The following is a 7,811-nucleotide window of genomic DNA, read 5'->3' as shown; positions in this document are numbered from 1 at the left end:
CAAAGCCCGTGTCTTATGGATATGTGGGGTTTATTAACCGCTTACAGCTCTTCGAGGCGATCCTGATCAATGACAACATCTAAAAACCAGCGATTGCCATACATCATCTCATCGCGCAGTTTATCCCATTTAGCAAGGCCTTCACTGATATAGCTTGCAGAAGGGGCAAAACTACGCCGAACAATTTCACCGTCATTAAGAATCTCGCCGAGCAATTCCTTAGCATGAGCAATGTCCATACTCCGATGACTAAAAAGCTGCCAGTCCTCTTTCATCCACTCGACTAGGGACTTCCCGACATCACTGGGCTCGTATACATTAACTAAAAGCTCGAAATAGTCTATGAGCTTGCTGGGCTCAACGAGCTGTGTATCAGCTGTACCACAAAAATCACAGGTACCATGTTCTGGGTTGAGTGACGGAAAAAGCTGATCTCGTAAGCTACGATCATCAAAGCATTCTGGGCAACAGAAACGTTTTGGCATCGACTTCACCCAAGATAATCGGCAAGAGTTTCAATATGATGCTTCATGGAGAGCTTTTTTACATAGCCTAGCCCTGGAAAATGCCCTTTTTCATGGAGAGCCTTGAACTCCTTGATAGCTTCGGTTTCGAGAATATTGGAAGTGCCGCTATCAAGTTTCGCGATTAGCTTATCCAACGCTTGGCCAAACTTACCAGCAGGATCGCTCGGCGTATCCTTCGTATCCGATACGAAATGATAGACATACATAACATCATCTTTATCTGGATCGATAAACGTCAGATGTATAGCGACAGCATAGGCTGGTCCTCCGCTCTCACTATAGGCATCACCGACCATAAGAAAATCACCAAAACCCGCCATCCCGAGATCTTTGTATGTAACATGAAGATCTGAAAACTCTTCTAGCTCTGGGTAATCCGCATTGCGTTGTCTCTTAAAGCCATCGCGGATCAGAATACGCGTACTTTTATCAAAATGCCGACGGTAAAGCAGCTTAGAATGTTCCTCGACAAAAACGTTAGTAAGGCCGGGCATGTCATTCTCCAATGCAGCTGCCAGCAACTTGGGAACGTTACACCCCGCATGGACTAACACCGGGTTATGATCGAGGTGTTGGTTATAACAATCCATTGCTTCGTCGATTGTCATCTCATTACGCAGCAAGACTCCAGCGCGTATATTGCTAGTTCCAATAAATTCGTCTTGGAGAAGAGCTGTAATGCCTGCACCATCTTCCTGGTGATCACCGTGATAAGGATTCACAATAACAATTGCATGTCCTTCAGCAGCATGAACCGCGCTCAAGGCCTTCTTAAGCCCACCTAATGACTCTCTAACAGGCTCAATCACAGGAATAAAGTTATTGTCAGAAAAAACCCCCGCCATATCGCGGATAGTTATGAGTTCAAATTGCTTCCCTCGAAAATAGGGATAGTACATAAGTCAATCACCTCCATGTCATTGCCGCGCATAGCGGAGTTTCAATAGCTTCTATTAGCTTTGAACGATCAGACTGACGAACCGATACTGACAGCCCCGCAGCCTGTAAAGATTTAGGCAAACGATCGATATAGTCTCCCAAAGGTGATAGATCACGAGTCCGCTTAAGCGTTTGTACCAGCTCTACATGTAGTGCGGCGGGATCGAGGGTTGCGAAAAGCTCACGCACCGCTCCGTGTCTCTTCGTATTAGGGAGATCTGGCACCGAGATCCCCATCGCACTCAAAATTTCAATACTCTCTGATATACGCAACGAATCAGAAACAGTGGCCGGACAGATTCGCTCAGGACAATGGGCTGCTTCGCGCATTGTGGTAATCTGGTAACGCTTTGAAAGGCACATAACCCCAACATCTTCTGGAACCTTTTCCAGTACGCCTTCAATATGTCCTTCGCTTGCGATTACATTCACTTTAGCGAAAACACGCTTATAGTTTTCTACTTGGTTAGCAAGTCGCACTAACGAGTCCCGCTCCGACTTGATTTCATAGACAGTCGCAGTGCCATTTAAAATTACAACATCGGCCTTACTATTCCCGATACGAAACTCATTGAGCATTGAAGCTGTGCGAAGTGAATGGGTACCCAAAAGCACCTTTTGACTAATAGCTGCTCGATATATATATTCATCACGATGACCTGCAACGTTAAGAATATTGAATGCAAAATCAAACGCTTCACCCACTGTTGCGCTGGGCGCCAACTGGTCAAAAATACCTGCGTCTTTCAGCAGCCGAGTGAACAAAGCTGACTGCCCCTTCTTTGCCAACTCTCTAAAAACAGCAGCTGAAAACAGCCTAGGTAGCGTAGAAAAGTTTTTAAAGTCATTGATTTTCATTAAAACACCAGAAAAACCGCTATGTTTTAGGAGCATTGTTTAAAAGGCCATCTGTCTTCTTTAGCTTCTGGCTAAAGGACCTAGTCAACCTACTAAATCATGTAAAAACTGACTGATATACTAGCATTCACGTCTAATTTTGGCGATTGAAAAAGGCCTCCCTTTTAAACCAACTACTAGTTTTAGACTTAGTTCTATCGACAGATATAATTCAGACAATCTCGAGGGACTGAATACATGGTAACAGCTTCTAAAAGGGAATAATCTGAGAATCTGACAGGTGGTATGTAAAAATGCGGGCCGGTGCACCATCACCGGCCCGTGTACTTTCGTTTTACTTGCGTCGGCCAAACGGCCTGCGTCTCATTTTGTCGATTTAATCGACCACTCTCGTCATACCTTTGCCAGCAAGCTCAGCCAGCCTGTTTTGGAATACCTCCATTTTGTCGGCAATGGCTTTCATCTTCGGGCTGTATTCGGTGTTGGACAGCCATGACGTCAATCGTTGATAGATAGTGCAACCATAAAAAAATGCCAGTCAGAAAACTGACTGGCATTTTTTATGGTTGGTAAAGCTTAATTCGCTATATCGCGAGTCTTACTCCCACTCAATCGTCGCTGGGGGTTTGCCGGAGACGTCGTAAACCACGCGGGAGATGCCGTCGACTTCGTTGATGATGCGGTTTGATACCTTACCCAAGAAATCGTATGGCAGGTGTGCCCAGTGTGCGGTCATAAAGTCGATGGTTTCGACGGCACGTAGGGCAATGATCCAGTCGTATTTACGGCCATCGCCCATCACGCCCACCGAGCGAACTGGCAGGAATACGGCGAAGGCTTGCGAGACTTTCTCGTAAAGATCGGCATTGCGTAGCTCTTCGATAAAGATCGCATCGGCGCGACGAAGTAGATCGCAGTATTCTTTTTGAATCTCGCCTAGCACGCGTACGCCGAGGCCTGGCCCTGGGAAGGGGTGGCGATAAAGCATGTGGTACGGTAAGCCTAGCTCAAGGCCAATTTTGCGTACTTCATCTTTGAACAACTCTTTGAGTGGCTCAACCAGACCCATTTCCATTTCTTCCGGCAGGCCACCCACATTGTGATGTGATTTGATCACATGGGCTTTACCGGTTTTCGAGGCCGCTGACTCAATCACATCCGGGTAGATGGTGCCTTGTGCCAGCCACTTGGCATTTTTCATTTTGCTCGCTTGCTCATCGAATACTTCGACAAACACGCGGCCAATGATTTTACGCTTAGCTTCCGGATCCGCTTCGTCTTTAAGGGCATCGAGGAAACGGTCTTCAGCGTTAACATGAATAATATTCAAACCAAAGTGGTCACCGAACATTTCCAGTACTTGCTCACCTTCGTTAAGGCGTAGCAGGCCATTATCGACGAACACACACGTGAGCTTATCGCCAATTGCACGGTGAACCAGCATGGCGACCACAGAAGAGTCAACGCCGCCAGACAAGCCAAGGATCACTTCATCATCCCCGACTTGCTCACGAATACGCTCAATCGCATCGTCAATAATGGTGGCTGGTGTCCACAAGCGCTCGCATTGGCAGATTTGCATCACAAACTGCTCCAACATGCGTTGGCCTTGGCGAGTATGGGTCACTTCTGGGTGGAATTGCACACCATAAAAACGCTTGTCTTCATTGGCCATGGCCGCGAAGGGGCAAGTGTCTGTCTCGGCCACTTTGACAAAATCTTCTGGAATGGCGACCACTTTATCGCCATGGCTCATCCATACATCAAGGAGTGCGTGACCGTCATCGGCGATGGCATCTTCAATGCCATCAAACAGCGCGCTTTGTCCAACGCGTTTTACTTGCGCGTAGCCAAATTCACGGTGCTCAGAGCCGGCCACCTTACCACCAAGCTGCTCGGCCATGGTCTGCATGCCATAACAAACCCCCAACACTGGCACGCCGGCGTTAAAGACATACTGCGGCGCTCGTGGCGAGTTCTCCTCTGCCACGCTCTCTGGACCACCGGATAGGATGATACCGTTAGGGGCAAAATCACGAATGTCTTGCTCGTCGACATCCCAGCTCCAAAGCTCACAATACACACCGATCTCGCGTACACGGCGCGCAATCAATTGGGTGTACTGGGAGCCAAAATCAAGGATCAAAATACGTTGAGCATGAATGTTCTGGGTCATTATCTGGCTTTCTCAATTAAGTGGAACAAAGGGGAGCCGCGCTCCCCTCTCAAATACATCGCGGTGGTGATGTCTTTAGCCGAGGCGGTAGTTCGGCGCTTCTTTAGTAATGGTGACATCATGCGCGTGTGACTCTTTCATGCCCGCGCCGGTTACGCGAACAAACTGCGCTTGGGTACGCATCTCTTCAATGGTGGCAGAGCCGGTGAGACCCATGCTGGAGCGCAAGCCACCCATTTGTTGATGAATGATCTCTTTCATCATGCCTTTGTAATCAACGCGTCCTTCAATGCCTTCAGGCACCAGCTTGTCTGCGGCGTTATCGCTTTGGAAGTAACGGTCAGACGAGCCTTTCGACATCGCGCCTACCGAGCCCATACCACGATAAGATTTGTAAGCGCGACCTTGGTAAAGCTCCACTTCACCCGGAGACTCTTCGGTACCGGCGAGCATTGAGCCTACCATCACACAGGATGCACCGGCCGCAATGGCTTTACACAGATCCCCAGAGAAGCGGATACCGCCATCGGCAATCACAGGAATGCCGTATTCTTGCGCTACAGCGGCTGCATCACTGATCGCCGTGATCTGCGGGACACCCACGCCGGTAACGATACGCGTGGTACAAATTGAGCCTGGGCCAATGCCAACCTTAACGGCATCCACACCGGCTTCAATCAAGGCGCGTGCGCCTTCAGCCGTGGCGACGTTGCCGCCCACAATCTGCAGGTTCGGATACGCGGCACGTGCTTCACGGATACGTTGCAACACCCCTTCAGAGTGGCCGTGTGATGAGTCAATCAGCAGCACATCCACGCCGGCTTCAACCAAGGCGGCAATACGTTCTTCATTGCCCGCACCGGCCCCGACCGCACCGCCAACACGTAAGCGACCTTGTTCGTCTTTACAGGCATTAGGCTTGCTTTCCGCTTTTTGGAAGTCTTTAGCGGTGATCATACCGGTGAGATGATGGCTTGAGTTGACCACCAAAACCTTCTCGACGCGGTGTTGTTGCATGAGCTGTTGTACCTGCTCACGCTCCGCGCCTTCTTGCACAGTGGCAAGGCGAGATTTTGGTGTCATCACGTCTTCGACGCGCTTGCTTAAGTCAGAGACAAAACGCACGTCACGGCCAGTGATGATGCCCACCAGCTCTTTTTGTGCATTGACAACAGGGTAACCGGCAAAGCCGTTACGCTCAGTCAGCGCCTTCACATCAGCAATGGTCATTTCAGGGGTCACAGTCACTGGATTGGTGACCATGCCTGCTTCATAGATTTTGACCAAGCGTACTTGTTCAGCCTGTTGCTCGATGGTCATGTTTTTATGGATAAAGCCAAGACCACCTTCTTGCGCCAAGGCAATTGCCAAACGGGCTTCGGTCACCGTGTCCATCGCGGCGGATAGCACAGGAATGTTTAAGCTGATCGAGCGTGTCAGTTTAGTACGCAGATCGGCATGGTTAGGAAGAACATTTGAGTGGGCAGGGACGAGGAGTACATCGTCAAAGGTTAGCGCTTCTTTCGCGATTCTCAGCATTGCAATATCTCACACCAAAATTTGTGAAGGGGAACAAAATATTGCCGCAGCATTATACGTGCAGCGCAAACGTTTGGCTATCGATTTTTACTAAGAATGTCCGTTTGTTGGGCAACTCAGATTTAGTCGGTTGATTTATCAACATATATCCGCGGGACTTTTTCGCAACCGATTGCTCTAGGTCTATTTGGCATACCGGAATGCGACAGGTAGTATGCTGACAAGCTTATTGAAAGGGACCGAGATCGTGACCGCTAACAACCGAAATATTCTTTCCGTCTCTCGCTTAAATGCCGAAGTGCGTCTTTGCTTGGAGAAAAACATCGGTATCGTCTGGCTCACGGGAGAAATCTCTAATTTTACCGCTGCGACATCGGGTCACTGGTATTTGTCGTTGAAAGACAACCAAAGCCAAGTTAAATGTGCGATGTTCCGTGGTAACAACCGCCGCGTGATGTTCAAACCTAAAAACGGCGATCAGGTGTTGGTGCGTGCGCGCGTGTCTATGTACGAGCCTCGCGGCGACTATCAGCTGATCCTTGAGAGCATGCAGCCCGAGGGCGATGGACGACTGCAGCAAGCGTTTGAGCAACGCAAACAAGCGTTGGCAGCCGAGGGATTATTCGCACAAAGCGCCAAACAGGCCTTGCCCGACCAACCCAAGCGCGTTGGCATAATCATCTCCAAAACGGGCGCTGCCTTGCATGATATTCTAAATGTGTTAAAACGGCGCGATCCGAGCCTGCCAGTGGTTATCTACCCCACGCTGGTACAAGGACAAGAAGCGGCGGTTTCTATTGCCCAAGCCATAGGACGCGCGAATACGCGCAACGAGTGTGATGTGCTGATTGTTGGCCGTGGCGGCGGCTCACTCGAGGATTTATGGTGCTTTAATGAAGAAATTGTCGCCCGTACTATCGCCGCCAGTCAGATCCCCATCGTCAGCGCCGTGGGCCATGAGGTCGATGTCACCATTGCCGACTTTGTTGCCGACGTGCGCGCGCCGACGCCATCAGCCGCCGCAGAATTAGTGAGCCGAGACCTCAGTTATCGCTTACAGCAATATCAGCAGCGCGAGCAAGCACTTAAAAACGCGATCGGCACCCTCTTGTATCGCCAGCAACGGGCGCTGACGCAGCACGAACACCGTTTGTCGCATCAGCACCCTCGTCGGCGTTTGCAACAGCAGAGTCAGCATATTGATGAGCTGCAACGACGAATGCACCAGGCACTCACTAAGCAGTTTTCACGGTACAGCAGCCAACTGAACACGTTAGATACTCGATTGCAGCGCATGACGCCTGACCGTCGTATTCAGCAGCATCAGGCTCAATTGGCGCAATACCATCAACGCCTTACCCACGCGATGGACTCGCACCTGTCCCATGCGCAACAGCGACTCGCGACCTTGGTCGCCACCTTAGATGCGGTCAGCCCACTTGCCACCCTTTCTCGCGGCTATTCAATTAGCCATGATAGTGATGGACACATCGTCACTAACATCAACCAGCTCAAAGAGGGTGATACCTTACACACCCAGCTCAGCAACGGCGATGTCACCAGCGTGGTACAACAACGACACCCGCATCAATCTCCTGATTAAACTCTGCACAACACACATCTGACCGATCAGTAAGCGATCGCGCGATCTGGGGGTTTATTCCCCCTGATCAGCTTCCTACCCTGAAAAGAATATTTATCAATACACTTCCCGAAAGCATAAGTTACATGTTCTGCATTTGGATTTATAGAAGGATAAAAATCTAAATTAT

General features: G+C 49.6%; 6 protein-coding genes. 1 reads left to right on the top strand and 5 read right to left on the bottom strand.

Annotated elements, in window-relative coordinates; all coding sequences use genetic code 11:
* Positions 1-41: 41 nt before the first annotated feature.
* From C7A19_RS04090 to guaB, 5 genes are all read right to left on the bottom strand, one after another.
* Positions 42-485 (bottom strand): hypothetical protein, encoded by a 444-nt coding sequence (locus tag C7A19_RS04090; protein WP_201264063.1) that lies wholly within the window; start codon positions 483-485, stop codon positions 42-44.
* Between the two features lie 5 nt (positions 486-490).
* A complete protein-coding gene (locus C7A19_RS04085; RefSeq protein WP_116644245.1) occupies positions 491-1,426 on the bottom strand; it encodes a sce7725 family protein in 936 nt (311 codons plus the stop codon).
* 7 nt (positions 1,427-1,433) lie between these two features.
* Positions 1,434-2,324 carry a sce7726 family protein gene (locus C7A19_RS04080; protein ID WP_077458546.1) on the bottom strand — a complete coding sequence of 297 codons (891 nt, stop codon included), beginning with the start codon at positions 2,322-2,324 and terminating at the stop codon, positions 1,434-1,436.
* A 598-nt stretch (positions 2,325-2,922) separates the two neighbouring features.
* Positions 2,923-4,500 (bottom strand): glutamine-hydrolyzing GMP synthase, encoded by a 1,578-nt coding sequence (guaA, locus tag C7A19_RS04075; RefSeq protein ID WP_116644244.1) that lies wholly within the window; start codon positions 4,498-4,500, stop codon positions 2,923-2,925.
* 75 nt (positions 4,501-4,575) lie between these two features.
* On the bottom strand, positions 4,576-6,039 hold the full coding sequence (gene guaB / locus C7A19_RS04070) for an IMP dehydrogenase (RefSeq protein ID WP_069363240.1): 1,464 nt from the start codon (positions 6,037-6,039) through the stop codon (positions 4,576-4,578).
* Positions 6,040-6,283: 244 nt separating this feature from the next.
* On the opposite strand from guaB, the gene xseA reads away from it, so the two are divergent.
* Positions 6,284-7,642, top strand: a complete 1,359-nt coding sequence (xseA, locus tag C7A19_RS04065) for an exodeoxyribonuclease VII large subunit (RefSeq protein ID WP_201264065.1) — start codon at positions 6,284-6,286, stop codon at positions 7,640-7,642.
* Positions 7,643-7,811 lie beyond the last annotated feature (169 nt).

Source organism: Salinivibrio sp. HTSP, assembly GCF_003390965.1.
Taxonomy (GTDB): domain Bacteria; phylum Pseudomonadota; class Gammaproteobacteria; order Enterobacterales; family Vibrionaceae; genus Salinivibrio; species Salinivibrio kushneri.
Note: the sequence above shows the minus strand (reverse complement) of the source record. Positions and strands in the feature narration are given on the sequence as shown.